The organism is Streptomyces europaeiscabiei, assembly GCF_036346855.1.
GTDB lineage: Bacteria > Actinomycetota > Actinomycetes > Streptomycetales > Streptomycetaceae > Streptomyces > Streptomyces europaeiscabiei.
Genome location: NZ_CP107841.1, coordinates 10526606 through 10552703 on the forward strand (window position 1 = coordinate 10526606; position 26098 = coordinate 10552703).

A 26098-nucleotide genomic window follows, 5' to 3' on the forward strand; every position below is an offset into this window, starting at 1 on the left:
TGATCAGGCGGGCCTGGTGACTTCGCCCGTCTGGCCACTGCTGGTTCGGGGCCTACGACCTCAGATGCGATGTGCCGCCGACCGGACCACACGGGCAAACACCTGGGTGCGTGAGTCAGAAGGCCGACGGGGAGGTTCCTGGCGGGGCGCCGACCGACTTCCGATGGAGTGACTCTTCGTGGCTCCGAAGACGCCCTGCTCTCCACTCTGCCCGATGCCGCCGGGAAGGTGGCCGAGCAGCGTCAGCCTTCGTTGCGGACCGGGTCACAACAACGGTGACCGAGACCCTCACGAAACGCCATACACACCGAGTGGTAGACATGCGAGAAGTACCAAGCCGTGGTTCCCACCTCCTGGACGCAGGTGGGAACCACGGCTTGGTACTTGAGGAGGCCGCCGGAGGGCAGTCAGGAGGCTCCTTGACCAGCGGCCGACGCAGGCGTGGTGAGGTCCGCCTCGTCCGGGAGTTCGTCGACGTCGACGCCGCGTACTTGGGCGAGTTCGTGTTTGAGGGCGGCGAGTTCGGTGCCGCCGGCCATGTGGTTGGTGAGTTCTTCGAGGCTGACCTGGTCGCGGGCGGCGGAGAGTTCGAGGGTGCCCAGGCGCAGGACGCTGAAGTGGTCGCCGACCATGTAGGCGTGGTGTGGGTTGTGGGTGATGAAGATGACGCCGAGGCCGCGGTCGCGGGCGGCGGCGATGTACTTGAGGACCACGCCGGACTGTTTGACGCCGAGGGCGGCGGTGGGCTCGTCGAGGATGAGGACGCGGGCGCCGAAGTAGACGGCGCGGGCGATGGCCACGCACTGGCGCTGGCCGCCGGAGAGGGTGCCGATGGGCTGGTCCAGGTCGTCCAGGACGATGCCCATGTTGCGCAGTTCCTCGTCCGCGGTCTTCTTCATCCTCTCGATGTCGAGGCGGCGGATCGGCCAGGGGCCCTTGGTCATCTCCGAGCCGAGGAAGAAGTTGCGCCATACCGGCATCAGGGGCACGGTGGCCAGGTCCTGGTAGACGGTGGCGATGCCTGCGTCGAGGGCCTCGCGCGGGGTGGAGAAGCGCACGGGCCTGCCGTCGATGACGAACTCGCCCTCGGTGTGCTGGTGCAGGCCGGAGACGATCTTGATGAGGGTGGACTTGCCGGCGCCGTTGTCGCCGAGCACGCAGGTGACCTTGCCGGGGTGGACGGTGAGGTTCACACCGTGCAGGGCGCGGATGTTGCCGTAGGCCTTGCCCGCGTCGCGCAGCTCGACGGTCGGCGTGTCCTGGCCGGGCGCCGCCGCGTCCTGGACGACGTCCTTCTCGGCGTCGCCGGCGTCCTTCGCGGGCGCACCGTCTGCTGCTGATCCGTTGGTGTTGGTCATGGGGTGGTTCACCTCCGGGTCGCTTGGCTGCGGACCCACAAGTTGACGAGGGCGGCGATCAGGAGCATCACGCCGAGGAAGGCCTTGAACCAGTCGGGGTTCCAGTTGGCGTAGACGATGCCCTGGGAGACCATGCCGAAGATGAAGGCACCGATGACCGGGCCGATCGCCGAGCCGTAGCCACCGGTCAGCAGGCATCCGCCGATCACGGCGGCGATGATGTACAGGAACTCGTTGCCCACGCCCTCGCCGGACTGCACCGTGTTGAACGAGAACAGCAGGTGCATGCCCACGAACCAGGCGCCTGCGCCGACACCCATGAAGAGGGCGATCTTGGTGAGGTTGACCGGGACGCCGACCGCGCGGGCGGAGTCCTTGTTGCCGCCGACGGCGAAGATCCAGTTGCCGAACTTGGTGCGCAGCAGCAGCCAGGTCGCGATGCCCGCGAAGGCGAGCCAGTAGAACACAGTGATCTTGAAGTTGACGCCGCCGATGGGGATCTCGGAGGCGAAGACGCTCTTGGCCTGGTCGAAGCCGTCCATGTCGGCGATCGAGTCGGACGCCACGTTGCCGGTGAAGATCTTTGTGACGGCGAGGTTGGAGCCCTGGAGGATCAGGAACGAGCCGAGGGTGACCAGGAAGCTCGGCAGGCCGGTCCTGATCAGCAGCCAGCCGTTGAACGCGCCGACCGCCAGCGACACGATCAGCGCGACGATCACGCCGGTCCATACGTTCACCGACAACTGGAAGCTCAGGATCGCGGCGGTGAGGGCGGAGGTGGTGACCGCGACGCCGGCGGAGAGGTCGAACTCGCCGCCGATCGTCAGCAGGGCCACCGGCAGGGCCATGATGCCCATCACCGACGCCTGGTAGAGCACCGTCGCCAGCGAGCCGGCCTCGCGGAAGGAAGGCGCGACGGAGAAGAAGAACAGATAGACGCCGATCGCGGCGATCAGTGCGCCGACCTCGGGGCGGGCCAGCAGTCGGTGCCCCAGGGAACGCTGTGTGGTGCGGCCGTCCTTCTGGGCGGCCGGCGGAGCCGGCGACGAGGGGGAACTCGCCGCCGGTGCCGTTGCTTGGGTCATGATCGGATCACCGGGTGCCCTTCGCGGCGAACTCGGCCACGGTGTCGGCGTTGTCCTTGGTGATGAAGGCCGGGCCGGTGAGCACGGGCGCGGTGCCGCCCCCGCTGAAGTTGCCGTTGTTCTTGTAGAGCCACAGACCATCGACGGCGAGGTAGCCCTGGAGGTAGGGCTGCTGGTCGACGGCGAACTCGATGGTGTTGTCCTGTACGGCCTTCACCAGGTCCTTGTTGAGGTCGAACGTGGCGATCTTGGCCTTGCTGCTGGCGTCGGACACCGACTGCACCGCTGTGAGTGCGATCGGGGCACCGAGGGTGACCACACGGTCGATGGAGGAGTCCTGCTTGAGCTTTGCGGTGATGGTCGACTTTACGGAGGGCATGTCGGTGCCGTTGACGTAGAGGATGTCGGTCTTGCCGCTGAAACCCTTCTTCAGGCCGGCGCAGCGGGCCTCAAGGGCGACTTGTCCCTGTTCCTGGATGACGCAGAGGGCGTGCTTGGCGCTCGAGTCGTTGAGGCGTTCGCCGAAGGCCTGGCCGGCGATGTTCTCGTCCTGGCCGAAGTACTCCAGCATGCCGAGGTCTTTCCAGTCGTCGAGACCGGAGTTGAACCCGACGACGGGAATGCCCGCGGCAGTGGCCTTGGCCACGGCGTCCTTCATGGCGTCCGGCTTGGCGGCGGTGAGCGCGATGCCGTCGACCTTCTGGTCGATGGCGTTCTGCACGAGGTTGGCCTGGTTGCCGGCGCTCGGGTCGTTGGAGTAGACCAGCTTGATGTTGTCCTTGGCGGCAGCGGCTTGGGCTCCCTTGCGGATGAGGTCCCAGAAGGTGTCGCCGGGGGCCGCGTGGGTGATCATCGCGACGGTCATCCGGGGGGTGTCGGCCTTGCCCGCGGAGACGGCGGCACCGCCTTCCTCGGACTTCTTCCCACCGGAGTTGCTGGAGCAGCCCGTGGCGATCAGCGCCCCGGTGATGGCGACGGCGGCCAGAGTGGCGGCTCGGTGGTGTCTGTGCATGTCCCTTGCACCTCGCTGTGCTGGTCAGAATGGCTTGTGTCGGACGGTGTGGAACGGCTTCGGTATGTGCGGGCCGGTGTCTGCGGCCGGGCGTGTGGCGGGCGCGGGTTGAAGGCGGGGGATGGTCCCGCGACGGCAACCAGAGCCGACGGGTCGGCGACCGCGACCAGGGGATGCGCCCTCGGGCCGTGAGGCCGGCGGGCGGTAACGCGTGTGCCTGTCCGGCGGCGGAGCGCCGTGCTCGGCGGTCTTGGTGCGGACCACCTGCTTACCTCACTAGAGCGCTTCATTAGCGCGCTCTAGTAGCTCGTAACTATGGATCCGGCCACCAGCGATGTCAATAATTTTGTCAGGACGTATCGACAAAGTCCGGGCGGGTGGCGTGGGGGGCGTCGGCAGGGTGTCATGGGCCCAGTCACTCCGGCCTTGTGCATGCTCACCCTGCCCATGTTTCGCCAACTGCTGCTGCGCCGCCGGGCGCCACGGTCGACGTCGCCCAACGGCACACCGGCGACCTGGCCGCCGCCCGCGCCGCTGGCATTCCGGCCGTCGCCGCAGGGGTGCCCGGCCTCATTGGCCCAGAACACCTCGGACCCGGTGCCACCGTCATCCACGTGGGCGTTCACCGCACCCCGTACGGCCCGACCGGTGACGTCCACAGAGTCCACTCGACGGGATCACCGCACGGGCCACCACGGTGCCCGGCGGCATCGCCCCGATGACCATCGCCATCCTGCTGGTCAACACGCTGCGCGGCGGAGTGGCACGAGCGGCGACGGCAGGGCGGACGCAGGACGCTGGAGAGGGTGAGGGCTCCGGCCTCCACCCCTGACCGGGATCGGCTCTCCAAGGCTTCGCTCAGGAAGCGAGTTCCTTGGTGATGCGGTCCAGCATGAACGCGGACGACTCCCTCGCCCGTTCCTCCCAGGCGAAGACACAGGCGGTGGCCACGCCGTCGAAGTCCAGCTCGCGCAGGGTGCCGAAGAAGGCGTCCCAGTCCACCTCGCCCTGGCCGATGTCCAGGTGTTGGTGGATGCGGGCGGTGGTGCCGGGCGGGTTGAGGATGTAGCGCAGGCCGCTGGAGCCCTTGTGGTTGAAGGAGTCGGCGATGTGCACGTGCTTCAGCCTGTCACCGGCGTACCGCATCATCGCCGCGATGTCCGCGCCGACCTCCGAGACACCGGAGAGGTGGAAGGAGTGCGGGGCGCAGTAGAGGTAGTTCACCCAGGGTTTGTTGATCGCCGTGACGAGGTCGACGGCCGGGTTGTTCTCCTCGCAGAAGTCGTCCGGGTGGGCCTCCAGGTTCAGGGCGATGCCCTCCCGTTCGAACAGTGGCAGCAGCTCCTCCAGCGAGCGCCAGAACGCGGCCTCGCTTTCGGCGGCGCGCTCGGGGCGGCCGTTGAACTCCGAGTTCATCAGCGGGCATCCGAGGTCGGCGGTGATCTCGATCATCCGCTTCCAGTAGCGGACGGCCGCCTGCCGCTCGGCCTCGTCGGGCGAGGACCACTTGTACAGCGGCAGCACCGAGGCCAGCTGCACCCCGTGCGTGCGCAGCGCGCGCTTGAACTCCGCGACGCGTTCGTCGTCTGCCCGCGGATGCAGGAAGAAGGGCATGAAGTCGTCGCGCGGCGACAACTCGATGTACTGATAGCCGAGTTCGGAGACCGTGCGCACCATCTCGCCGATCGGCAGGTGGCGGAACATGTACGGGTCGAGGGCGATTTTCACGCGATGCCTCCGTAGAACGCGGGACGGGGCTTCATGTCGGCGGCGACGACGGTGCCGTCGGACTGAAGGGAGCGGACGGCCGCGTCGGTGATGACGGTCGCGGCATAGCCGTCCCAGGCGGAAGGCCCGGTAGGCTCACCGCCTGCGGCGACGGCGTCGATCCACTCACGGAACTCGGTGTCGAAGGCCTCGGCGAAGCGGGCCTTCCAGTCCTGCGGCACCGTGCTGCCGTGCTGCCCGGCGGTACGGACGGCGACGGCTGCCGGATCCGGCAGCCGTACAAGGCCGTCCTCGCCGACGACCTCACACTGGATGTCGTAGCCGTACTGGCAGTTGACGAAGACCTCCAGATCGATGCGGACACCGCTCGCGGTCTCGAAGACCATGATCTGCGGATCCTTGAGGTGCTCGAACCGCTTGCTCGTGGCGCGCGGGGTGATCACCTGGGCGGAGACGATCTCGTCGTCCAGCAGCCAGCGCAGTACGTCGATCTCGTGGACGGCGGTGTCCTGCGCGGCCATGGGGGAGGTGTACGCGTCCGGGACGGTCGGGTTCCGGTGGGCGCAGTGCACGATCAGCGGTGTACCGAGGGCCCCGGAGGCCAGGACGTCCTTCATCTGCCGGTAGCCGGGATCGAAGCGGCGCATGAAGCCGACCTGCACCAGACGGCGGCCGTGGGCGCGCTCGGCGTCGACGATGCGCAGACAGTCCTCGGCGGTGGTGGCCAGCGGCTTTTCGCAGAACACGGGCTTGCCGGCCGCGATGGAGTTCAGCACGTGCTCGGCGTGGGTGGGGCCCCAGGAGGTGACGAGGACGGCGTCCACGTCCGGGGAGGCGATCAGATCGGTGCCGGTGGGCAGCACGAGGGCGCCCACCCGGGCGGCGACCTCGGCAGCGCGCTCGGCGTCGATGTCGCTCACGGCGGAGACCTGAGCCCCCGTGACGGCCTTGGTCAGGCGCCGTATGTGGTCCTGGCCGATCATTCCGGCGCCGATGACGCCCACACGTACGGTCATGGTCATGTCCTAATCAGAGAGGGGGCAGGAGAAGCGGACTTGTGCCCCGTGGCCGGCGCTGTGTCGTCGCTGACACACATGGGTGTGTCCTACCGTTCGAGCGTGGGGCGCCGGGTTCCGGTGAGGCCGCTGCCGGCCAGGTGCTCTCGGGTGCGTACCGCGATGGGCAGCGGCACCTCGGGCGCGCACGGGTACAGGTCCTGTTCGACGATCACGAACAACTCGGCGTCCAGCTTGCTCAGTTCGGCGACCACCTCAGCGGGGCTTGGCACCCCGGCGGGCGGCGTGACGCACACCCCGCGCTTGACGGCCTCGCCGAACGACAGGTCCTCGGCGGCGACCTGGGCGAGGATCTCGGGGTCCATCTGCTTGATGTGGACGTATCCGACGCGCTCGCCGAACCGGCGGATCAGGTCGAGGTTGTCGCCGCCGCCGTAGGCCACGTGCCCGGTGTCCAGGCAGAGGTTGGTGTAGCGGGAATCGGATTCGTTGAGCAGGCGCTCGATCTCGGGCTGGGTCTGGATGTGGCTGTCTGCGTGCGGGTGGACGACGAGCCGTACGTCGTACTCGTCGAGGAGGAGCCTGCCGAGCCGGTCGGCGGCGCGGCCGAAGCCGGCCCACTGCTCGGTGGTCAGCTCGGGCGACTCGGTGAAGGCGCCGGTCTTCTCGTCCCGGTACATGGGCGGGATGAGGACGAGGTGGTGGGCGCCCGCCGCCGCCGTCAACGTGGCGACCTGCCGGACGTGGGCGAGCAACTCCTCCCACGCCTCCGGCCGGTGCAGCGCCCCGAACACGGTGCCGCCGGACACCTGCAGCCCACGGGCGTCGAGTTCGCCCTTCAGCTGCTGAGGGTCGGTGGGGAGGTAGCCGTACGGGCCGAGCTCCAGCCACTTGTAGCCCGCCGCCGCCAGCTCGTCGAGAAAGCGGGTGTGCGACACCTGGTGCTCGTCCTCGGGGAACCACACACCCCACGAGTCGGGCGCGGAGCCCAGGCACAGGTTACCCACGGCGGTGCGGAGGGATGGCGTCGTTGCCATGGTGAAGGTCCTTCGGATCGTTGGGCTGTCGGGGAATGCCCAGCCGGATCAGCTGGAGGTGGGGAAGTCGAAGCCCGCGGCGACATGTTGCGCGGGCTGGGGCCAGCGGGTGGTGACGACCTTGGGGCGGGTGTAGAAGCGGATGCCTTCGGGGCCGTGGATGGGGGAGTCGCCGATGAGGGAGTCCTTCCAGCCGCCGAAGGAGTAGTACGACATCGGCACGGGCACGGGGACGTTGATGCCGATCATGCCGACCTTGACGTTGCGCTGGAAGCGGCGCGCGGCCTCGCCGGAGGCGGTGAACAGGGCGGTTCCGTTGCCGTAGGGGTTGGCGTTGATCAGGTCGATCGCCTCGTCCAGGGACTCGGCGCGGATGACGGCGAGGACCGGGCCGAACAGCTCCTCCTTGTAGGCGTCCATCTCGGTGCTGACGTGGTCGAGGAGAGAGGGGCCGGTGAAGAAACCGTCCTCGTGCCCGTCGACCTTGAGCCCGCGCCCGTCGACGACGACCGTCGCGCCCTGGGTGGCCGCGCCGCCGACCGCGTTCTCCACGCGCTCCTGCGCGGCCCTGGTCACCAGCGGGCCCATCTCCGTGCCGGGCGCGTCACCGGGGCCGACCTTCACCGCGCGCGCCTTGCGCTCCAGCACGTCGACCAGGGCGTCGGCGGCGTCACCGACCGCGACGGCCACCGAGACCGCCATGCATCGCTCGCCGGCCGAGCCGTAGGCGCCGGCGGTGATGTGGTTGGCGGCGAATTCCAGGTCGGCGTCGGGGAGGACGACAGCGTGATTCTTGGCGCCGCCGAGGGCCTGGACGCGCTTGCCGTGGGCGGTGGCGGTCTCGTGGACGTACTTGGCGATGAGGGTGGAGCCGACGAAGGAGACGGCCTCGATGTGCGGATGGGTGAGGATGGCGTCGACCGCTTCCTTGCCACCGTGGACGACGTTGAAGACGCCGTCGGGCAGTCCGGCCTTCCGGTACAGCTCGGCGACGAAGTTGGCGGCGGACGGGTCGCGCTCACTGGGCTTGAGGATGAAGGTGTTGCCGGTGGCGATGGCGATCGGGTGCATCCAGAGCGGCACCATGGCGGGGAAGTTGAAGGGCGTGATGCCGGCGACGACGCCGAGGGGCTGGCGGAAGTTGTGTACGTCCACTCCGCGCGAGACCTGGTCGGAGAAGGACCCCTTCAACACGTCACCGAGGCCGCAGGCGTATTCCACCACTTCCCGGCCGCGGGTGATCTCGCCGCGTGCGTCGTCGACGGTCTTGCCGTGCTCGGCGGAGATGATCCGCCCGAGCTCCTCCTCGTGCTCGACGAGCAACTGGCGGAAGGCGAACATCACCTGGGTGCGCTGCGTCAGCGACGACTCCGACCAGGTCTCGAAGGCGGCGGAGGCCGCAGCTACGGCCGCGCCGACGTCGGCGGCACCGCCGAGAGCAACACGGGCCTGCTCCTTGCCGGTGGCCGGGTTGAAGACGGGCTGGGTGGCGGCAGCGCTGCCCGGGTCCGGGCTTCCGCTGATCCAATGCTGGATGGTCTTCATGTGAGGGTGTCCTTACAGGTAGTGCCGCTGGTCGAGCTTGTGGGCGGCGTACGTCTCGTACGCGGTGCGGGTGGAGTCCAGGGCCGAGGTCTCGCTGACGGGAACGTCCCACCACCCGTGGCCGGGCGGGTTGGGCCCGTACAGGTCGGTCTCGACATGCACGACCGTGGTGCGGGTCGCGGCCTTGGCCTTCTCCATCGCGGCGCGGAACTCGTCGACGGAGGTGGCGTGCAGGACGTCCGCGCCGAGGGAAGAGGCGTTGGCGGCGAGATCGACAGGGAGGACCTCGCCGTCGAGCCGGCCCGAACCGCTTTCGCGGAAGCGGTACTTGGTGCCGAAACGCTGTGATCCCAGTGCCTCCGACAGTGCGCCGATGGAGGCGAAGCCGTGGTTCTGGACGAGGACGATGACGACCTTCAGGCCTTCGGAGACCATGGTGACGATCTCCTGGGCCATCATCAGGTACGAGCCGTCGCCGACCAGGACGACCACCTCGCGTGAGGGATCGGCCATCTTCGCGCCGACACCGGCGGCGACCTCGTAGCCCATGCAGGAGTAGGCGTACTCGACGTGGTACGCCTTGGGGTCCCGTGCCCGCCACAGTTGTTGCAGGTCGCCGGGCATGGATCCGGCCGCGTTGATGACGACGTCACGGTCGCCGAGGACGTCGTTGAGGGCGCCGAGGATCTGGGTCTGGGCGGGGAGATCACCGGTGTTGCGGTCGGGGGCGAAGCACTCCTCCTCGATCTCCCGGGTACGGGCGATCAGTTCACGGGTGCGGCGGCGGTAGGAGGGGTCGACCTCCCAGTCCGTCAGAGCGCCCGCGAGGGCCTGGATGCCGAGCCGGGCGTCGGCGACCAGCGGCTCGGCGGACTGCTTCACCGCGTCGAGCCGGGCGACGTTGAGGTTGACGAAGGCGACGTCGGGGTTGCCGAAGACGGTGTGGCTGGCGGTGGTGAAGTCGGAGTACCGGGTGCCGATCCCGAGGACGACATCGGCCTCGCGCGCCAGCTCGTTCGCGGCGTAGGCGCCGGTGGAGCCGATCCCGCCGACCGCGTAGGGGTGGTCCCAGGCCACGGCGCCCTTGCCCGCGTGTGTGTCGGCGACCGGGATGCCGGTGGCTTCGGCGAAGGCCCGCAGCTGGGTCTCGGCACCGGAGTAGACCGTGCCGCCGCCGGCCACGATCAGCGGCTTCCGCGCCCCTCGCAGCAGCGCGGCAGCCCGCTCGACCGCATCGGGTTCGGGAACCGGGCGACCTACGTGCCAGACGCGACGGCGGAAGAAGGAGAGCGGCCAGTCGAAGCCTTCCGCCTGCACGTCCTGCGGCAGCGCGAGGGTGACGGCGCCGGTCTCGACGGGGTCGGTCAGTACCCGCATCGCGGCGAGTGCGGCCGGGATCAGCTGCTCGGGACGCGAGATGCGGTCGAAGTACTTGGACACGGCGCGAAAGGCGTCGTTGACGGTGACGTCCCCGCCCCGGGTGTCCTCCAGCTGCTGGAGGACGGGGTCGGCGACGCGGGTGGCGAACATGTCACTCGGCAGCAGGAGCACGGGTATGCGGTTCGTCGTTGCCAGCGCGGCACCCGTGATCATGTTGGTCGAGCCGGGCCCGGTCGACGCCGTGCAGGCGAAGGTCGCCAGCCGGTCGCGCATCTTCGCGTACGCCACCGACGCGTGGACCATGCCCTGCTCGTTGCGGGCCAGGTAGTAGGGGAGATCGGCGTCTCCGGTCGTGGCCGCCTGAAGGAGCGCCTGGCCGATGCCGGCGACGTTGCCGTGTCCGAAGATGCCCCAGACACCGGGGATGAGGCGCTGCTCCTGGCCGTCACGCTCGCTGTACTGGTGGGCCAGGAAGCGCACGAGCGCCTGGGCGGTGGTGAGTCTGATCGTTTCCATCACTCGTTCTCCTCGACGCCGAACGGCAGCCGGTCATCGATGTCCTGTGCGGCCCAGGTCGTACGCACCCAGCCGTGCGCGGGGTCGTCGCAGATCAGCCAGGCGCGGTCCTGCCCCGGACCGGCCATGACGTTGAGGTAGTACAGGTCGTAACCGGGCGCCGCGACCGAAGGGCCGTGCCAGCCGTGCGGGATGAGCACCGTGTCACCGGAGCGGATCTCGGCGATGACATCGATCGGCCGCTCCGGGGTGCCGTACACGCGCTGGTAGCCGAACCCGCCCTCGCCCGCGACCTCGAAGTAATAGATCTCCTCCAGCTCCGACTCGGCCGGGTCGCCCGCCTCGCCGATGCGTACCTCGTCGTGCTTGTGCGGCGGGTACGACGACCAGTTGCCCCCCGGCGTCAGAACCTCGCACACCAGCAGCTGCTCGGCCTCGAACGTCCCCGGCAGGCAGTAGTTGTTCACCTGCCGAGAGCACGCACCGGCGCCACGCAGTTCGACGGGTACGCCTGCTTTGGGACCGTACCGGGCGGAGAGTGAGCTCCGCCCGGCACGGGCTGTGGGCAGCGCGAACCGTCCTCCGGTCGCGCTGCTGATGACGGCCTCCGACTTGCGGGGGAGGTAGGCGAAGTCGGTGACCGAGGCGAACACATCCGCGCGGCCGTCGAGTTCGAAGGTCTGGCCTTCGAAGGTCCGGCCGTCGACGGCGACCGTGCAGCCGCCGGTCAGCGGCAGAACCAGGCACTCGGACTCGCCGGTGGACATCGTGTGTGTCTCACCCGGGCCAAGGGACAGGATCCTGAGGCCGGAGTATCCCCAGCCCGCCGACTCCGGCGTGACCAGGACGTCGTACGGGCCATCGCCCGAAGTGCCCCTGGGCAGGTGGTACTTGCTCGTGTCGCTCACAGCAGGCTCACCGCCCGGTCCACCGCCCCGGCGACATCGCCGGAGGAGGGGTAGAGCAGGGAACGGCCCACGACCAGACCCTGAGCGGTGGGCTGCTTCAGCGCCTTGCCCCAGGACGCGAAGGCTGCGTCGGCATCCTTGACCTCACCGCCCAGCAACAGCGCCGGCAGGGTGGAGGAAGCCAGCACGCGCTCCATGTCGTCCACGACGGGCAGTTTCAGCCACGTGTAGGCGGTCCGCCGGCCCAGCCCGGAGGCGATGGTGATCGACTTGACGACGGCGTCGGTGGACAGGTCGTTGCGGATCCTCCCGCCCTGCCACGTCGAGAGGAACGGCTCGACCATGGCTATCAGTTGACGATCGTTCAGCTCGTCCACGGCCCGGGCGGTGTTCTCCAGGATCGACGGGGTGGCCGGGTCGTCGAGGGCTATACGGGTGAGCATCTTGCCGCCGTCGAAGCCCATCGCGGCGATCGTTGCGGCGTCATAGCCGGTGAACCGGTCGTCGATCTCGAAGACCGACCCCGCCAGCCCGCCCCGGTTCATGGAACCGAAGACACTCTTGCCGTCCAGGACACCGAGCAGCAGCAGGTCCTCCAGAATGTCGGCGGTGGCCAGCACCCCCGTCACCCCAGGCCGCTCCAGCGCGATACACAGCCGGTCGATCAGCTGGAAGCGGTCGGCCATGGCATGGGGGTGGGCGCCGACGCCGTTGGCGCCGCGTGCGGGATGGTCGGCGGCGATGATCATCGCCTTGCCGTGTTCCCCGCGCAGCGAAGTGGCCTTCACACGGCGTGCGGCGGCCGCCGCGATGGCACCGGGATCGTTGACCCGGGCGCCCACGATTCGGCTCACGTGGTCGGACAGCACGTCGTCACGCCTTTCCTTGGGTGGGGTCTTCGGCGGCGAGGCAGGAGGCCTCACGGAGTTTGGCGTCTACTTCCGCCTCGGTCGGCATGGCGTCGGAGCAGGACAGACGGCCCGCCACGATCGCGCCGGCGGCATTGGCGAAGGACACCGTGCGCAGGGTCTCCCAGCTCGAGAGCAGGCCATGGCACAGGGCGCCGCCGAAGGCGTCACCCGCACCGAGCCCGTTGACGACGTCCACCGGCACCGGCGGAATCTCGGCCGTCGAGCCGTCCCGGCCCATCGCCAGGACACCCTTCGGCCCCTGCTTCACCACCGCCAGCTCCACACCCGCGGCCAGCAACGCCTTCGCCGCCGCGTGAGGCTCCCGCTCACCGGTCGCCACCTCGCACTCGTCGAGATTGCCGACGGCGACGGTGGTGTGCCGCAGGGCCTCGGCGTAGTGGGTACGGGCCTCGGACGGGTTCTCCCAGAACATCGGCCGCCAGTCCAGGTCGAAGACCGTCGTGCCGGCCCTGGCCCGGTGCGCCAGCGCGGCCAGTGTGGCCGAGCGGCTCGGCTCCTCGCTCAGCCCGGTCCCGGTCATCCAGAAGATCCGCGCGTCGCGCACCGCCCCCAGGTCCAGCTCCTCAGGACGGATGTCCAGGTCAGGAGCCTTCGGCAGCCGGTAGAAGTACAGCGGGAAGTCGTCCGGCGGGAAGATCTCGCAGAACGTCACCGGCGTCGGCGCGATATCCGACGTCCCCACGAAACCGCTGTCCACGCCGTACCCGTCCAGGGCCGCGCGGACGAAATCCCCGAACGGGTCGCGACCCGTCTTGGTGACCACCGAGGCAGAGCGGCCGTACCGTGCGGCGGCCACCGCGACATTGGTCGGGGAGCCGCCGAGGTATTTGCCGAACGAGATGACCTCAGCCAGTCCCACGCCTGTCTGGAGCGGATACACATCCACCCCCACACGGCCCATGGTCAGCACATCGAACGGCATTACTGGCTTCCCTTCGCTCCGGGGACACCGGTCACTTCATTGGAGGATGATTTTCTCTGTCGCGCGCTACTAGCGCGCGCTAGATGAGTACGATGGGCCCTGTCCAAATGTCATGTCAATAGCTTGTGCCGGGAGATTCGGGCGGGCGTAGGGTTGGACGCGTCGAAGGGTGGGCGGGCAACGACCGCTGTGCGTGGGGGGTGTAGATGTCGTTGACGCGGGCGGGAGTCGACATCCCACACGACATGTCCGTCGTCGGGTACAGCAAGGCGCCCGTTTCGGCAGCCCGGGCGGACCATGACGCGTAGTCCTGCGGGCCCGGCACCCCGGTCGTTCGAAGAGCACGACGGTCAACTCGGAATCGACTGTCAGGCGTAGATGGTCACTGGCGCGTATGGCATCGGTGACCAGTCGGCTGGTGGCCGGTGTCCGTTCCACGGCGCGCGCGTGCCGGTCGGCTCGGTGGACGGCCAGGCTGAACCAGAACGGCAGACCGCGGGCACGGCGGCTGAGATGGAGGGTCGGGTCCGCCGGATTGTGGACATCACGGTCGATGGCGTCGAGACAGTGAGCTTTTTCAGAGTGGCCCTGATCGAGTGATGGCTGAGCCGAAGCAAGCTAGTTGTCACATGGTCAGGTGTGCTGTCGCTGTGGACGAGGCTGCATGCGTTGGACTTGACCAGCTGAACACCGATGCCACCGGATCGCCCAGGTCTGGTCGGCCCACACCACCGCTTCGGGAACTGCCAATGGCAACTCTGGAAGGTCCAGCCAGCTCAGTTCCTCGGGTGTGAGTTCAAAGTGCCGCTCCCGGAGCCGGGTCCGGCAGTACCGCAGGGCTTGGCCGACGAAAACGTCGAAACGGCTCACAACGTCGTGAGCGAGTTGGAGGGTGACCTCTTCAGGCGGCGCGGCGGGCTCAATCACCAGACTGACAACCGCCGCGTTGCCGCCCGCCGACTCCGGGAAGCAGCCGGTCCAGCAGGCCAGGGACGGAGGGCTCTCCGTCCGTGTGAATGCAAGCCCGGCGATATGCAGCGTTGCAGGCAGGTCCACGCCAATACCCGAGATACTTGGCGGTTCGCCGTCGTCCGACATCAGCTCAGCATAGGACAAGCCCCGTCACGCCGATTACCGACAGCCACGCACACGGTGCCGGCATGGCCGCTTTCTACTCCCGAACCGAGCCCTATCTGCGCGACCCTAAGCAGCGGTCCGGATGCGCAACTCGTCCTGACGAGCGGGCCGGGGTCCTCCAGGCCGCCATACCGGCTGGTGGAGCGGAAGTGCCGTTCGTCCTGCACGCCGTGTGAGCGTTCGTTCGGGGACAGTCCTCAGTCCGAGTCCTCCTTCCTCCTGAGCTCGGCCAGCTCGTCGAAAGTACGGATCAGGACGGTGCGTCGCTCGTCCTTGTAACCCGATGAGGGCGCCAACTCGTCGATGCCGCGCTCCCACACCGCCATGAACGCCTTCTTCCACCCCTCGACCACCTCGGCCTCGGGCAGCGACGCCCCCACGTACCCCTGCCTCGCCAGAAGGCTCAGCAGCTCCAGGTTGGCCGGCACCGCAACGCCCCAGTACTCGTCGGGCTCGAGCTCGACCGGATCGCCTGCCATCGCGTCCGCCACCTCGGTGATGAGCCGGTCCGTGAGGATCGACAAGTGGTCTGCGGCCGCGTCGCTGTCGAAGTTGCCTGTTCCCCAGTCGCCCACGGGTCTCCTCTGCTGGCTGGGTCGGTACGCAAGAGCTGTATCAGCGCGTACCGACAACCGGGCCGCACGGAGGTGCGGCGGGCCGGGATGCCCGGAACGACGTGGACAGGCCTCATGTGTCGGAGCGGTAGTCGCCCGTCGACCATCTTCCCGCCGCCTGGCATGCCTGGATCAGGAACAGGCTCTAATCTTGTTCTTTTTCTTCCGGTATCGAACGGTGTCTCGAACTGGGTCGCTCACCTGGAGCCAGGTCCTGCCCGGCATCCACACCCGCCTGGCCCGCCGCGGACTGCTGCCCGCCGAGCACCTGGTCGACTCCGGCTACACCTCCCTGCCTCACCTGGAACAAGCCGCACGTGAACACCAGGTCACCGTCTCCGGGCCGCTGAAGAGCAACCCCACGCACCAGCACCGCCGAGGCGAGGGCTTCGCCCGGGACGACTTCCACATCGACTTCGACCTTCGGCAGGTCACCTGTCCCCAGGGCCAGGTCAGCGCTGGCTGGCACGGCCCCTACCCGACATCCTCGCCCACCGCTGCCCCGCTGACCGTGGCACGGTTCACCAAGAGCCAGTGCCGTCCCTGCCCTGCCCGCACCCAGTGCACCAGCACCGCCGACAACGCCCGCACCGTGGGCTTTCCCCCGCGCAAGCTCCGCGACCTGCAACTCCGCGTCCGTGCCGAGCAGCAGACGCCCGAGTGGAAGGCCCGCTATGCGGTCCGCTCGGGAGTGGAGGGCACGGTCAACGAGTTCGCCCACGGACACGGCACGCGCCGCTGTCGCTACCGAGGACAGAGCAAAGCCCACGTCCAGCACGTCCTGACAGCCATCGCCATCAACATCGAGCGCCTCAGCGGTCTCCCACCAACCGAGAAGGCACCCCCTTCCCGACGACCGACCGCCTTCCAGAGCTACCTCGACCGGTGCGGGATCTCCAGGCCAAAATCCTGGCGCACCCTGGGCACCTGACCTCGGCAACTCCAAGATCCCCGACAGAGTCAAGCTAAGGCAAACGCGTTATGGGTCGCCCAGCTCAGCCGCAGGGTCCTCTATGCGTCGGTCCAGCGGATCGGGTGACCGGATTGATCGGCGGTCAGCCAGGATCCGTCTCCGAGGGGCTGGATGTCGTAGGGATTCTCCGCGTGCGCATCGAACGCAGCTTGGACCTGGCCGGAGCGCACATCGACGCGGTAGTGGCAGAACCACTCCTGCTGGTCCTCGGTTTCGCCGACAAGGGTGACGATGACGGTGTCCTGGTTGAGATAGCCGCCGCTCCATTCCATGAAGACCTCGTCCGGGTCGTGCCCGAAGGCGTCGACGGGGAAGGTGAACGTCACCTCGCCGTCCGGGCAGGTGTGGATGGCGACGTCGGTCTGCTCGTGGTCGACGGTCATGAATTGGCGTCCGTCGGGCGCCAGGTCGATGAGGCACCGGTCGTTCCAGGGATAGCGGATGAGATCCATCCGGTCCTCGACCACCGACGCGCGGTAGATGACTGAGCCGTCCTGCCCTTCTCCCACATCGAGGAACACCTGATCGCCCGCTGGGTGCAACAGATGCTGACCGCCATGGCCAACGGTGTCCAGATCCGCCTGCGCGATGACCGCTCCGGTCCCGGCGTCCAGGGCAACCCACTGATCGGGGCGGTTACGACCGGCCATGGCATCAGGCCGGTAAACCCAGACCACAAGTCCGTCCAGCGACATCACGCAGCTGGGCCGGTGCCCGAATTGCTGGTCCGACTGCGGCTCGAACTCCGACCGCCAGACTTCGATCCCGTCTGCTGTCACGCAGACAACTGCGTTCAGGGTCGTGTAGTAGGCGCGCTGGAGATCTTCGGCAACGGCGTGGTCGACGACGTCATCCTCGCCAGACGGCCGACAGATCATGGCGGGTGACAGCACACCCCCGGCATCGGCGGCCAGGTCATAGGCGCAGATGCTTCCGTCAACGAGCCGCGTGATGACCTGGAGGGGTCGAGTGGGTTGAGCCATGTCAGGAGGTTAACCTCCAGCAGATCTTCAAGAAACCATCGTTTCTGAAGACCTGGCACTCAAGATCGAACGATCGCGACACGCCTTCAAAAACTCCTTCAGAAACCTCGGGCTGCAACAACCCCGTGAACCCCGTTTCTTGAGAAGATCCCGGGCATGAACGCGTCGCTGGAACCGTCCGAACTCCTCACCCCCTCGCCCACCGTCCTCACCGACATCCGAATCGGCTACGCGAGGGTCTCGACCGGAGGGCAGAAACTCGACCGCCAGATCGATGCGCTCAACGCGGCGGGCTGCCGACGCATCTTCTCCGACAAGAAGTCCGGCAAGAACGACCTGCGCCCCGAGCTGAAGGCGTGCCACGCCTTCCTCACCCCCGGCGACACCCTCGTCGTCCCCTCGCTCGACCGCTACGGCCGCAGCCTCCAACACCTCGTCAACATGGTCGCCGAGCTCCGGGAGCGCGGCATCGGCTTCCGGTCCCTGCACGAGGCGCTCGACACCACCACTCCCGGCGGGCGTCTGATTTTCCACGTCTTCGCCGCGCTCGCCGAGTTCATCCGCGAACTCATCGTTGCCGGCACCAAGGAGGGCCTTGCCGCCGCCCGCGCCCGCGGCAAGGTCGGCGGGCGCCCCTCGGTCGTCAACGAGGACCTCATCCGCGCGGCCCGCGACATGCTGCCCAACCCGGCCAACAGCGTCACCACCATCGCCAAGATCCTGGGCGTCTCCGTCGGCACCCTGTACAACCACATCCCGGACCTCAAGGAACTGCGGAACTCCCGCGTCCCACGGCAGTTGGAGGGGAGCAAGTAGTCCCTGCGGCTACTTTGCACCGTGGGTCAGAGATAGGAGACCGGGGCCGCGTCAGGGTGTGCGGCAAGCCGTTTGCCTCACGGCGGAGGGACCCGCAACGCACGAGGCTCCTGTGCCGTTGGGGGAGGTGTTCGAAGTCTCAACCCATCGGCACAGGAGCCTCGTTGGCTCCCCATCCTGCCGCACTCGACCTGCCGCACACGCTGGTTGAGTGGGTCACCATGCTCATCGTCACCCGTGAGGATGACCGCCTCTGCAAGCTCCCACCGCACCGGCGCGCGCTGGTCGCCTTGGTGTACCTGCGCAAGCACGACATCCTCGCGCAGATCGCCGCCGGCTTCGGCATCTCGGTGGGCACCGCCCACGCCTACACCCACACCGTGGTCGACCTGCTCGCGGTGCGGGCACCTGGCCTGCTCAAAGCCCTGCGTGAAGCCGACCCGGACTTCGTCCTGCTTCGACGGCACCCTCGCCGCATGCGACCGCCTCGGCGACGGCCGGGCGGACTGCTCCGCCAAGCACCGCCGCCGCGGCGTGAACGTCAGGTGGTCACCGATCTGACCGGACGCCTGCTGTGGATCTCGCCGGCCCCCCGGGTCGGACCCATGACCTGACTGCGGCTCGCACCCACCGGATCATCCGGTTCTGCGAACGCCAAGGCGTCCCGATCGTTGCCGACCGCGCCTACATCGGCGCCGACCGTGGGTCACCACACCCGTCGGACGCCCACCCGGTCGCGACCTGTCACCAACCCAGCGCACCGTCAACCGCGCGCTCTCGGCAGTACGAGCATCGGTCGAACGGGGCGTGGCCCGCCTGAAGTCCTGGCAGATCTTCCACCTCGCGCGCTGTAGCCCGAATCGAATGTCGTCGATCGCCGCTGCCGTCCTCACCTGGAGCGGCAACGCTGAAATAGCTCAGTGCGCCGACTGACTGTGCGCGGCGCGCCGAGGCCGGATCCCGGTAGAGCGGTGCGCAGAAGTCGTAGGCGCGAAGAGTCATTTGTGCGGATCGACGAGGAAGCTGTCGGCGCGTTCGATGCTGCCGCACGCTGGGCGCTGCCAGGCCTGCTCCGCCGTAGGCGCCGTCGACGTGCAGCCACACCTGGTGGCATTCGCACGCGTCGGCGATGTGCCGACTCCAGCGTGCAGATTCCAGCTGGGCTGAGAGTACTGCCTCGCAACGCATGGGAACGGCTGCGTGACCGATCGGAGTCCGGGCAACAACGAGCGCGAGGAACTGACGTCGGGCGCACGGTGCACGCGTACGCTCTCCAAGTACAGACGACACTGGTTGCGTGATTATCGAACGCGCGTATGTCCATCTTTCCTCGTACGACGAGGAATCCTGGCCTTGGTCGGTGCCTTGCGTCCGACAGTTGCTCAACGAAGGGCTGCGGTTCACCGCGCCGGTGACTTTTCTGGTCGGTGAGAACGGTTCGGGGAAGTCGACCCTGGTCGAGGCGTTGGCGGAGGGGTTCGGCCTGGATTCCTTCGGCGGCTCCCACGACTGGCGCTACGCTTCCCCGCGCGGCAAGTCGTTCCTCGGTGAGTGTATGAAGTTCGATGCCGCCTCGGGGCGCGGGCGTCGTATGGTCACCAGCTGGTCGGCCCGCAAGGGCTTCTTCCTGCGTGCCGAGACGGCGCTGGACGCCCTGGGCAGGGAGGGGTTCTCGCCGGATGATGTCAGCCATGGTGAGGGCTTTCTGGCGGCGTTCCGTGGGAAGTTCCTTCACGCCGGGCTCTATGTTCTTGACGAGCCGGAGGCGGCGCTCTCCTTCTCTTCGTGCCTCGAGTTGATCGGGCATATCGACCGGTTGGCCAAGGAGGGCGGCCAGGTCGTCTGTGCCACGCACTCCCCGTTGCTGACCGCACTGCCGGGCGCGGACATCATCGAGGTCGGTGAGCACGGTATGCGGAAGGTCGCCTGGCGGGAGCTCGGCGTCGTGGATCACTGGCGCCGCTATCTCGCCGACCCGCACACCTATCTGCGGCACATCGTCGAACCGTAGGCGGTCCCCCTCAGCCCTCGTCACATGGGCGATGCAGAAGAGTTGGCTCTCGGCGTCTGCCAACAGATGTGCCGATCTGCCAACTGTGCTGCCTCGACACAGCCGGATGTGACTGAGCGCGCTACCTGGCCAGCCTGGCCAGGTAGCGCGCTCAGGGTTCTGCGCCGCCACGTCGCTCCGCAGGAAGCCGGACTTCAGACGGCGTCAGGCTGGTCGGCTCAGGGGATCGGACTCCGCTCGAGCACAAGGAGCTCCGGCTTCTGCGAGGTCGGCCCCATGTCGACGGCGTATCGCGGTCTGGGGTCCGGGTGATGACGCTCATGGAAGGGGGAGGCGATCCGCGCACGTCGCCTATCGCACGGCGACGTGATCCCCGGTCGACGACTTCGCTCCGGAGGTGGAGTTCCCGTAGTACGTCCACCGCCACGCCCCCGGCCCGGTGGCCTTCACCGTGGTCTTGAGTACCCCCGTTTTGCTCGATTTCGCTTTCGCGACCGTCCTGTACGAGGAGGTGCCCGCTGCCTTGAACTGCAGGCTCACCGTGCGGCCCGCGTAGCCCTGGTACGTGTGGGTGTCCCAGTTCGCCCGTGTGATCCGCCCGGTCACGGTGATGGTCTTCCCTTTCGTGACCGGCTCCGGCGAGGCGTTGACGGTGACGCGTGTCGCCCGCTTGACCTGCAACGGGAGGTTCTTGTCGTCAGTGTCGTGGGCGTCGCCGGCGAGAAAGACCCGAGCAGCAGTTTTCCAGGTGCCGGCGTCTTCGTTCCCGAAGTCATAGTTCCGCGGGTCGATGTACAGCCACTCCTCGAAGTCGCAGATTCCCTTCGCCTTGTCCACGACCTCGCAGTCGCTGGTGATGATGGCGCTGTGCAGCGTGTCCCCGCTGTCAAGCTTCCCCCGGTAGGGGAACACGGTCGGCCCGGAGTCGTACCTGAGTTTGGTCGTCATCCGGAAGACCGCACGCACCTCGACCTCCTCCTTGACCCCGATCACAATCGGCTTCCCGCCGTTCACCGCGACTCGGGTGAAGGAGACTCCGCCCTCCGCCGCCCCAGCCGGCACCGCCGCGACCCCTGTGAACACGATCGCCGCTCCACCGGCCACCACCGCTCTCCGCATCGTCTCCCCCATCCTCGAGTCCCGCCCTTTCCCCTACAGCCTGGACCGAGCGCGTAGGCGCATCGGCCGGAGGTTCATCCTTGTGGCTGAAGGTGGGACGGCAAAGGGCTGTGCCCGGTTGTACGCGATGCGGCAACGATTTGATCACCACGCCATTGCCCTGGTCTGGCTTGGCCCTTGTCGCCAAGAAACGAGTTCGGGGCGACGGCGCGGGCGCCCGCGCCGTCCGGCCACGGGCCGGATGCCGTCGATGAGGGCGAGGGCCTGGGTGACGTCGTTGACGTTCCCCGCGGTGGTGATGACTTTGAGCGGGGCGCCGAGTCCGTCGCAGATCAGGTGGTGTTCGCTGCCCGTCTTCCGCCGGTCGACCGGCGACGGGCCGGTGTCGGCTCCCCTTTTTCGCGCGGATGTGGGCGCCGTCCACGCAGGCCCGGGACCAGTCGAGTTCGCCAGCCGTGTTGAGTTCGGCGAGCAGGATGCGGTGCAGCTGGTCGAAGACGCCGGCCTGCTGCCAGCGGTCCAGGCGTCGCCAGCACGTCTGTCCCGAGCCGAACCCCAGCTCCAAGGGCAGGAGTTGCCAGGCCGTTGTTGTAGAACACGTACAGGATGCCCTGCAGACACAGCCGGTCCGGTACCGGCTGCGGGCCCGGCGACTCTCCGGCCGGGGCGGCGGCAGCAGCGGCCCGATCAGCGCCCACAAGTCGTCGTCCACGATCCACGGCCGAGTACTCACACCCTCCCGAAAGGCCGAATCGGCACATCGGTTACGCCGGACCAGGGCACTTGAACAAGATCGTGTTACGAGCTCTACTGATGATCTCGACGTCATGTCGCCGGACGGTTGAGGGGACCTCCAAGTCAGACAGGTCTTCGTTGGGTGACATCACGACCGGAATCTCAGTAACACCCTCTGAGGAGACGGGCTATCTTCGTCGCCATGTCCGTCGATTTCGTGGGAACGATGCACGCTCCCGTACCCTTGGACGCTCTCGTCACCACGGCCCGGGAGACGTTGGCGCGGTTGCTCGGTCTGCGAGCGATCCCCGTCATCGACGTGATCGCTGACCGCAGGTTCGATCAGGGGAGCCCTGTTGACGCGGGACGGCGCCTCCGTGATCAGGAACTCGGCGCCGTTCTGGTCGGCGAGCGTGTTCCCGGCTCTCCTGTGGAGGATCCGAGCGAACGCGACTTCGCCTTCTGTGTTGCCGGATCGAGGGACATGGTTCGACTGATGATGTTCGACCCACACGAGCATCTGGACCATGAGGCTCCGCATGAGAAGCGTGGACCGGTGGAGGCGGTGTTCAGTCCCACGCGGACATGTGTCGGCGTCGTGACCGCTGCGGCCCTCGCGCTGGCTGTCGGCAGCCTGGGTGACGGCGAGTTCATCGACGCCGAGGTCTCCTTGCTGCAGGCGCCCGAGTCGGATCCCGCCCGGATGATCGAGCTCACACGGTTGCCCGACCGGGGCGACGACTTTGGCGCAAGGTGTGAGCGGTTCATGCGTCAATTCGCCCGGCTCAACGGCTGGCCCCGGGACGTGCGGCTGCCACCTGGTCCGGAAGCCGACGGGGCCTCCCCCTGAGTGGTGGTCACGCTGATATTGGGTCTGCTTGATCCGGAGGACGCGAGACGACCGCCGATGGCGATGAAAACTACTCGGACGAGTTCAAGGCCGATGCCATGGCCCTGTACGAGTCCATATCCGGGGCTATTTATAAGATCATCACTGCTGACCTGGGCGTCCACCGGGCGACCCTGCTTGAGTGGGTGCTGCGGGACCGCGGACGCCGTGGCTGCGAAGCCGGGCGCTCGGCCTCGGGAGGCGGTGCCGTCCGCTGATCCGGACGAGCGCGGGCGCGGCCAGCTGCAGGCGAGGGTGGCCGAGCTCGAGGCGCGTGAGCGCAAGCTCGCCACCGAGCGGGACATTCTCCGCAAGGCGGCCAAGTATTCGCCAGGGAGATGAACTGGTGAGGAGCCGCTTCCAGTTCGTTGACGACCATCGCAGCATCTGAGAGGTGAAGCGGCTCTGCCAGGTCCTGGACGTGAACCGGTCCAGCTACCACAAATGGCTCGCCGACGCCGACGCCGACGCCGACGCCGACGCCGACGCCGACGTCGCTAAACTCACGCTCGCCGCGTGATCAATAACCGCGTGCCCACCTTCACGGGGGAAGGCACGTGCCCAGTTCGGTCAACTGGCATGCTCGCGTCCGTGACAGTGCGCTCCGTCACCTCGGTGAGGGAGCGAGGTTGTCCAGGACATCGGCGGCCAGTTGGTCCGCGTCGTCGATCGTGGCGGTGAGCTCGTCCGGGGTGGCGCCGAGTGCGCCGAACAGGGCGTGGGCGCGTGCGGAGAAGTTTGCCGGAGCGGTCGGGAGCTGCCCTGCCGCCTGAACGGCTCCTTTCTCGTTGAGCACCCAGCACCCGGCCTGGGCGTGAAGGGCGTGCACAAGGAGTCCCACCACGCGAAATAGGCAGCCGGCGATGTAGAAGGCGTCGCCCCGGGTCACGCCTTTGCGGGCGATGGACAAGGTTAACGGCACTTCCCATCGTGCGTTGGCGACGAGCGAGTCACGTAGGGGCTGCGGGTATGAGGTCCGGATCTGCTCCTGCAAGGCGGTCAGTTCACCGGTGACGTCTGTGAGGAAGCGTCCGATGGCTACCTCACCGGCGTAGGCGTGCGAGTAGACCCCGAGCGGGTGGCCTGCCTGGGTGCCTACTTCGAAGTGCCCGCCCTGGCACTGCTGCCAGATCCGGTGCACGCGGTCCAGGTCGCGGTAGATCCAGTCGATGTGTGCCCCGTCGACGGTCAGCCAGCCGCCTCCGTCGACCCAGGGACCCCACCCACCCGGCTCGGTTACTTCGACCGTGCCGCCGGTCAGCTCGGTGGCGAGCAGGCGCAGGGCGGCGGTGTCCAGCGGAGGGCGATAGTAGAGGCCAAGATCGAAATCGGAGTCGGGCCTGTGCGTGCCTCGTGCCCGGCTGCCGCCGAGGCAGACCGCGACGACGCCGTCGATGCCTGCCAGCCGGTTCGCGATCTTCGTTACTCGGTCCACTGGGTGGAGTCTGCCGAACGGGACTGGTCCTGGCGACTGGATTACCGGTGACGGCTCGCGCCAGGGCCGAGGCGGCTCGCAATTCGAGGTTCTCGCTCTGGGCGGCTTCGAGGGCCTGCCGCAGGGCCTGGACCTCGTCGCGGTGCCGCCGTTTGAGCTCGGAAGCTGGGCGGTGAGGGTGCGCACGACGCTGCTGGGCGAGTCGTCGGGCGGCTGCGCGGCTGCGCGGCTGGCTGTGGCGGGTGGCTTCGCTGCTGGGCCCTGAGCTGCTCGACCCGTCGGTGGAGTTCGGTGCAGCGGTAGAGGAAGTCGAGCGAGACATCGACGGTCTGGGAGAGGGAGAGGCGGACGCAGATGAAGGCCCACAACGTCGCTCGACAGCCGTTGACGAGGCGCAAGAACGGTTGAGAGGGCAGAGCGGCGGAGCCGTCAGCTCGCGAAGATGAACGCGCCGCGCCCGTAGCAGCGCCGCCAAATCCGCCACCTCGTGGATGCCGTCGTTCTGCGCTGACAGAGGTCCCCCGTCCTCGTGCGACCCCACCCGGCCCGGGACGGTATCCCAGGCATCCATGTAACTGCAGGTCACAGGGGCTGGGATGGTTCCAGCCTGCCCGATCGGCCGTCGGCTGTTGCGCCCGGCCGCTGTGACCGTTGATGCTTTTGGTGCCGCACCGACCGGGCCCGGCCCGACCAGCCGGCCTCGCCGCGGCATCCATGTCCACGCACTCATCCACACGGGGGAACACCCATGTCCATGCGCATCCGAACGAGCGCTCTCACCGCACTCGCCGTCGCCGCCCTCGCGGCGGGCACCCTCCTCACGGCGCCGGCCGCGGGCGCCGCGACGAAGGCTGCCGCGCCCACGTTCCTGTCGGCGTCCCAGCTGCCGCCGCACCCGACGTCGTCCTGGACCGCCGGGCCGGTCACCGAGGGGTTCCCGGAGGCACTCGGCCTCTGTGTGAGCACGGAGGGCGTGCTCGACTACGACTACCGGCACCGGGAGTTCCGGACCGACCTGGACACCAGCGCTGTGCAGCTGACCGTCGTGACGGGCACAGCCGCCCAGGCCAAGGCCCTGGCGAAGCACTACGACGACCTGATCCGCACCTGCGCCGACCGCCTCGAGGAGAACGACCCGGACGTCGACGCCGAGGGCCGGGACTACGGCACGCTGCCGGTCGAGGAGGGCGCCCACGTCCGCGGCCTGAACACCGAGACGTCCTGGGGTGCCAACGACGTCGCCCTGCTGTCGGTCGGGCGGGACGGCAGGACCGTCACCGTCGTCCAGTGGGGACAGATGGGCGACCTCGTGAACGCCCCCGTGGCCGCCTTCAAGAAGACCACGACCACGGCCGTCAACAAGCTGTACTGACCGGCCGGCCACCGGAAAGTGCCAGGGCCTTCCGGCCCGCCACAGTGGGCCGGAAGGATGGGCCGTACCAGTCATGCCCCGGGGCGGGGACCGTTCGTACGTCGGCCAAGTCCCCCTGGCACCCCGCCCGGGGGACCGCCTCGACTGCCTGGCCCGACATGTCGCCGAACAGAACACCGCATCCGGCCGTGTTCCCGGCCTCAGCCGTTCACCGCAGCCCTCGCACACCGTATTCCGGCCTGCCCGGCGTCCTCGGACACACAACCAGCCTAGACGCCAAGGCTACTCAGAACCGGAGATATGGAACAGGCACTCACCTTGTCATTCATCCAGTTCGACGTGGTTTCGTGCCGACCTTGTGGTGGGCGGGGCGGCTGAACGCCTCGCCGGTGGCAAGGACTCTGCCCACGTCATGGCGAGTAGCCCGCCGACCGTGCTGCTCGCTGTCCGGGCGAGGGTGGTGGTGCGGCCGGTGTACTGAAGCCGACCGTCGTCGTACTGCCGAGCAGCAGACTGCTGGGGGCGGCGAGTGCCCTCTCCGCTGTCGGCTCGCGGAACGCGGGCGAGGCTGGTCT

The 26098-nt window shown here is 68.0% G+C and carries 25 protein-coding genes and 2 pseudogenes; 9 read left to right on the forward strand and 18 right to left on the reverse strand.

Annotated elements, in window-relative coordinates:
• Positions 1-407: 407 nt before the first annotated feature.
• From OG858_RS45775 to OG858_RS45785, 3 genes are read right to left on the reverse strand one after another with little or no spacing between them, the layout of a single operon-like run.
• Entirely contained in the window at positions 408-1358 is a 951-nt protein-coding gene (locus OG858_RS45775; RefSeq protein ID WP_319067528.1) for an ATP-binding cassette domain-containing protein, read from the reverse strand.
• A gap of 8 nt (positions 1359-1366) precedes the next feature.
• Positions 1367-2443 (reverse strand): ABC transporter permease, encoded by a 1077-nt coding sequence (locus OG858_RS45780; protein ID WP_319067529.1) that lies wholly within the window; start codon positions 2441-2443, stop codon positions 1367-1369.
• 7 nt (positions 2444-2450) lie between these two features.
• Complete coding sequence (locus OG858_RS45785; RefSeq protein ID WP_328543769.1) at positions 2451-3455, reverse strand: sugar ABC transporter substrate-binding protein; 1005 nt, start codon at positions 3453-3455, stop codon at positions 2451-2453.
• A gap of 428 nt (positions 3456-3883) precedes the next feature.
• On the opposite strand from OG858_RS45785, the gene OG858_RS45790 reads away from it, so the two are divergent.
• Positions 3884-4177 carry a hypothetical protein gene (locus tag OG858_RS45790; RefSeq protein WP_256961075.1) on the forward strand — a complete coding sequence of 98 codons (294 nt, stop codon included), beginning with the start codon at positions 3884-3886 and terminating at the stop codon, positions 4175-4177.
• 136 nt (positions 4178-4313) lie between these two features.
• Here the strand turns inward: OG858_RS45790 and OG858_RS45795 are convergent, their stop codons facing one another.
• From OG858_RS45795 to iolC, 8 genes are all read right to left on the reverse strand, one after another.
• On the reverse strand, positions 4314-5183 hold the full coding sequence (locus OG858_RS45795; protein WP_086753601.1) for a sugar phosphate isomerase/epimerase family protein: 870 nt from the start codon (positions 5181-5183) through the stop codon (positions 4314-4316).
• On the reverse strand, positions 5180-6199 hold the full coding sequence (locus OG858_RS45800; RefSeq protein ID WP_319067622.1) for a Gfo/Idh/MocA family oxidoreductase: 1020 nt from the start codon (positions 6197-6199) through the stop codon (positions 5180-5182). The genes OG858_RS45795 and OG858_RS45800 overlap by 4 nt, the downstream gene beginning before the upstream one ends.
• 89 nt (positions 6200-6288) lie before the next feature.
• On the reverse strand, positions 6289-7236 hold the full coding sequence (locus OG858_RS45805) for a TIM barrel protein (RefSeq protein ID WP_086749524.1): 948 nt from the start codon (positions 7234-7236) through the stop codon (positions 6289-6291).
• A 48-nt stretch (positions 7237-7284) separates the two neighbouring features.
• Positions 7285-8781, reverse strand: coding sequence for a CoA-acylating methylmalonate-semialdehyde dehydrogenase (locus OG858_RS45810; protein WP_086749525.1), 1497 nt, complete (start codon positions 8779-8781; stop codon positions 7285-7287).
• A gap of 12 nt (positions 8782-8793) precedes the next feature.
• A complete protein-coding gene (gene iolD / locus OG858_RS45815) occupies positions 8794-10677 on the reverse strand; it encodes a 3D-(3,5/4)-trihydroxycyclohexane-1,2-dione acylhydrolase (decyclizing) (protein ID WP_086749526.1) in 1884 nt (627 codons plus the stop codon).
• The gene (gene iolB, locus OG858_RS45820) at positions 10677-11585 is read right to left on the reverse strand and encodes a 5-deoxy-glucuronate isomerase (protein WP_086749527.1); all 909 of its coding nucleotides are present in this window, start codon (positions 11583-11585) and stop codon (positions 10677-10679) included. Before iolB ends, iolD begins: the two co-directional genes overlap by 1 nt.
• Complete coding sequence (locus OG858_RS45825; RefSeq protein ID WP_086749528.1) at positions 11582-12454, reverse strand: Cgl0159 family (beta/alpha)8-fold protein; 873 nt, start codon at positions 12452-12454, stop codon at positions 11582-11584. The genes iolB and OG858_RS45825 overlap by 4 nt, the downstream gene beginning before the upstream one ends.
• Before the next feature lie 4 nt (positions 12455-12458).
• Positions 12459-13439, reverse strand: a complete 981-nt coding sequence (gene iolC, locus OG858_RS45830; RefSeq protein ID WP_086749529.1) for a 5-dehydro-2-deoxygluconokinase — start codon at positions 13437-13439, stop codon at positions 12459-12461.
• 378 nt (positions 13440-13817) lie between these two features.
• Between iolC and OG858_RS45835 the strand changes: the two genes are divergently transcribed.
• Positions 13818-14039, forward strand: a complete 222-nt coding sequence (locus tag OG858_RS45835; protein WP_327745696.1) for a hypothetical protein — start codon at positions 13818-13820, stop codon at positions 14037-14039.
• A gap of 33 nt (positions 14040-14072) precedes the next feature.
• On the opposite strand, the gene OG858_RS45840 is transcribed toward OG858_RS45835, so the two are convergent.
• Complete coding sequence (locus OG858_RS45840) at positions 14073-14537, reverse strand: hypothetical protein (protein WP_143677265.1); 465 nt, start codon at positions 14535-14537, stop codon at positions 14073-14075.
• A 236-nt stretch (positions 14538-14773) separates the two neighbouring features.
• Positions 14774-15151: a DUF4259 domain-containing protein gene (locus OG858_RS45845; protein WP_086749530.1), complete on the reverse strand. Its 378-nt coding sequence runs from the start codon at positions 15149-15151 to the stop codon at positions 14774-14776.
• Between the two features lie 217 nt (positions 15152-15368).
• Here OG858_RS45845 and OG858_RS45850 point away from each other — a divergent pair, with 217 nt between their 5' ends.
• A complete protein-coding gene (locus OG858_RS45850) occupies positions 15369-16121 on the forward strand; it encodes a transposase (protein ID WP_327745697.1) in 753 nt (250 codons plus the stop codon).
• Positions 16122-16201: 80 nt separating this feature from the next.
• Here OG858_RS45850 and OG858_RS45855 read toward each other — a convergent pair whose 3' ends face one another.
• Positions 16202-17146: a hypothetical protein gene (locus tag OG858_RS45855; RefSeq protein ID WP_327745698.1), complete on the reverse strand. Its 945-nt coding sequence runs from the start codon at positions 17144-17146 to the stop codon at positions 16202-16204.
• A 156-nt stretch (positions 17147-17302) separates the two neighbouring features.
• On the opposite strand from OG858_RS45855, the gene OG858_RS45860 reads away from it, so the two are divergent.
• The 3 genes and pseudogenes from OG858_RS45860 to OG858_RS45875 all read left to right on the forward strand — a co-directional run bounded on the left by OG858_RS45860 (position 17303) and on the right by OG858_RS45875 (position 19973).
• Entirely contained in the window at positions 17303-17962 is a 660-nt protein-coding gene (locus OG858_RS45860) for a recombinase family protein (RefSeq protein ID WP_328543768.1), read from the forward strand.
• 164 nt (positions 17963-18126) lie between these two features.
• Positions 18127-18873 (forward strand): annotated as a pseudogene (locus tag OG858_RS45865) (transposase family protein).
• A gap of 386 nt (positions 18874-19259) precedes the next feature.
• Positions 19260-19973, forward strand: coding sequence for an AAA family ATPase (locus OG858_RS45875; protein ID WP_319315840.1), 714 nt, complete (start codon positions 19260-19262; stop codon positions 19971-19973).
• Between the two features lie 351 nt (positions 19974-20324).
• On the opposite strand, the gene OG858_RS45880 is transcribed toward OG858_RS45875, so the two are convergent.
• The 3 genes and pseudogenes from OG858_RS45880 to OG858_RS48455 form a co-directional block, all read right to left on the reverse strand.
• Complete coding sequence (locus OG858_RS45880; protein ID WP_327745699.1) at positions 20325-21092, reverse strand: hypothetical protein; 768 nt, start codon at positions 21090-21092, stop codon at positions 20325-20327.
• A 144-nt stretch (positions 21093-21236) separates the two neighbouring features.
• Positions 21237-21545: a transposase gene (locus OG858_RS48450; RefSeq protein WP_408059508.1), complete on the reverse strand. Its 309-nt coding sequence runs from the start codon at positions 21543-21545 to the stop codon at positions 21237-21239.
• A 40-nt stretch (positions 21546-21585) separates the two neighbouring features.
• A pseudogene (locus OG858_RS48455) lies at positions 21586-21921 on the reverse strand (transposase); the annotation flags it as partial.
• Between the two features lie 108 nt (positions 21922-22029).
• Between OG858_RS48455 and OG858_RS45885 the strand changes: the two are divergent.
• Together OG858_RS45885 and OG858_RS45890 are read left to right on the forward strand one after the other, a co-directional pair.
• Positions 22030-22677, forward strand: coding sequence for a hypothetical protein (locus OG858_RS45885; protein ID WP_086747028.1), 648 nt, complete (start codon positions 22030-22032; stop codon positions 22675-22677).
• A 433-nt stretch (positions 22678-23110) separates the two neighbouring features.
• The gene (locus OG858_RS45890; RefSeq protein WP_327745700.1) at positions 23111-23236 is read left to right on the forward strand and encodes a hypothetical protein; all 126 of its coding nucleotides are present in this window, start codon (positions 23111-23113) and stop codon (positions 23234-23236) included.
• A gap of 87 nt (positions 23237-23323) precedes the next feature.
• Here OG858_RS45890 and OG858_RS45895 read toward each other — a convergent pair whose 3' ends face one another.
• Entirely contained in the window at positions 23324-24151 is an 828-nt protein-coding gene (locus OG858_RS45895; protein WP_328543767.1) for a nucleotidyltransferase domain-containing protein, read from the reverse strand.
• Positions 24152-24899: 748 nt separating this feature from the next.
• Here OG858_RS45895 and OG858_RS45900 point away from each other — a divergent pair.
• Entirely contained in the window at positions 24900-25523 is a 624-nt protein-coding gene (locus OG858_RS45900) for a hypothetical protein (RefSeq protein WP_319268980.1), read from the forward strand.
• Positions 25524-26098: the final 575 nt, after the last annotated feature.